Origin of the sequence: Anthropogastromicrobium aceti, assembly GCF_020687335.1 — a bacterium.
GTDB lineage: Bacteria > Bacillota > Clostridia > Lachnospirales > Lachnospiraceae > Anthropogastromicrobium > Anthropogastromicrobium aceti.
The window spans coordinates 1-2322 of sequence record NZ_JAJEQN010000091.1; the positions used below are offsets into that span (position 1 = coordinate 1).

A 2322-nucleotide genomic window follows, 5' to 3' on the forward strand; every position below is an offset into this window, starting at 1 on the left:
CGCCATATAAAATTGCTATTCTGTCTGAATGCAAGCATTCACAGAAAGCAATTTTGCATGGCTCTGAATAGTTACAAAATATATTAAATTTTGAGATTGACGAATGAGTATAATAGGTTTATAGTAACAGTATGCATCAAACAGGTACCTCACTTCATATGGTTTTGCGGTGGGAAAATTTTTTTAAAGAAAACACTATGTTGATTTAAAGTGATAGAGACATAGATTGTTTTTATACCTGCAGCATGAGCACTCTTCATAAAGGTATTTTGACATTAATAGGGAATGACACTAAGAAGAGCGACTAAGTCATATCATCAAAAGGAGAAAAAAGTATGAAAAAGACGAGAAAAGCAGCAGCTGTCCTTACAGCAGTTGCAATGGCTGCCGTATCAGCAGCGCCGGTAATGGCAGACGAGATTAAGGATCTGTATGATTATGAGCTTCAGTCAAGAGAGATTGAAACTTGGAACATTTTACAGTCTCAGCTGATGAGCGATACGAATGTACTTACTAATCTGTATGATGGTCTTGTAGAGGCAGATGAGTATGGCAAGCTGACACCGGCAATCGCAGAGAGTTGGGAGACTGAGGATAATGGTCTTACCTGGACGTTCCATTTAAGAAAAGGTGTAAAGTGGGTTGATCAGAACGGAAATGAGAAGGGTGAAGTTACTGCACAGGATTTCTTAACCTCACTGGAGTGGGTATTAAACTTCCATAAGAATGATGCAGCAAATACTTCTATGCCGATGGAGATGATTGCTGGCGCAGAGGACTACTACAACATGACAAATGAGATGGATGCAGATGCAGCACTTGCACTGACTGCTGAGAGTCCAGAGTTTGCCGATACTGTTGGCATTAAGGCAGTCGATGATTATACCTTACAGTATACTTGTTTAAGTGAGAAGCCATACTTTGACACTGTAGCTGCTTACAACTGTCTGTATCCGATTTCACAGGGTATGCTTGATGAGATTGGCGTAGATGGATTTAAGGCTGCAACACCTGAGAATATCTGGTATAACGGCGGTTACACCTGTACAGAGTACATCCAGCAGAATACAAAGACATTGACAAAGAATCCGCTGTACTGGGATACCGATGCAAAGCTGTTTGATTCTGTTACTATTAAGATGGTAGAGTCTGCAGATACTGCATATCAGCTGTATACTACTGGTGAGCTGGATCGTGTAGATCTGTCTGAGTCAAATTTGATGACAATCTATAATAACGAATCTGATCCTTATCATAATCAGCTGGTAGAGAAGCGTCCGAACAAGAAGTCTTATCAGTTCCATTTTAACTATGACAAGCTTAATGATGATCAGACAGAGGATACAAACTGGAATACTGCAATTGCAAATGAAGCATTCCGTAAGTGCTGGTACTATGGTCTTGATCTGGGCAGCTGGTATAAGAGAACAAACGCTATCAATCCATATAAGTGCTACAACAACTCCTACACAATGCAGGGTCTGATCTATACTTCTGATGGTACAGAGTATACCGAGCTGGTTCAGGAAAAGTTAGGTCTGCCGTCATATGATGGAGAGACAATGACTCGTCTTGATTCAGCTAAGTTTGAGGAGTACAAGGCTCAGGCAATGGAAGAGCTTACTGCTGAGGGTGTTACTTTCCCAATACATGCAAGATATTTCGTAGCTAGTGGAAACCAGACTGCTCTTGACAGTGCAAATGTGTTAAAGCAGGCATTTGCTGATTCCTTTGGCGATGATTTTATCGTTCTTGATATTGATTCTTACGTATCCAGTCTTTCTAAAGAGGTTTACAACCTTAAGCGTCAGTCCTTTGCTATCGCTGGATGGGGTGCTGACTACGGTGATCCGCAGAACTATTTAGGTCAGGAGACAGATGACAGTGACAACGCTTACTATATGGTACAGCTTGGTCATGCAGTAGACAGTGAAAGCGATGAACTTAAAGATCTTTACAGCCAGTTTACTGAGCTTGTAAATAAGGCAGATGCTATCACAGATGATATGGATGCAAGATATGAGGCATATGCAGAGGCAGAGGCATTTATGCTTGATCATGCTCTGATTGTTCCGGCATATTTTGATATTTCTTGGGAGCTGACTCGTATCAACGATTATTCTAAGATCAATGCAATGTTTGGTATTCAGAATAACAAGTATAAGAATTGGGAAACTTCTACAGATGCTTATACCGCAGAAGATTATGCTGCTTTTTTAGAGACATGGAATGAAAATGCTTCTAAGATCGAGTAGGAGGCGGCTTTTGCCGCCGACCTCTCACACCACCGTGCATACCGTTCGGTACACGGCGGTTCAGTTA

The 2322-nt window shown here is 41.1% G+C and carries 1 protein-coding gene; it reads left to right on the forward strand.

Features of this window, described 5'->3' with window-relative positions; translation table 11 throughout:
- Nucleotides 1-335 precede the first annotated feature (335 nt).
- Nucleotides 336-2255 carry an ABC transporter substrate-binding protein gene (locus tag LKD48_RS16340; protein WP_308732645.1) on the forward strand — a complete coding sequence of 640 codons (1920 nt, stop codon included), beginning with the start codon at nt 336-338 and terminating at the stop codon, nt 2253-2255.
- Nucleotides 2256-2322: the final 67 nt, after the last annotated feature.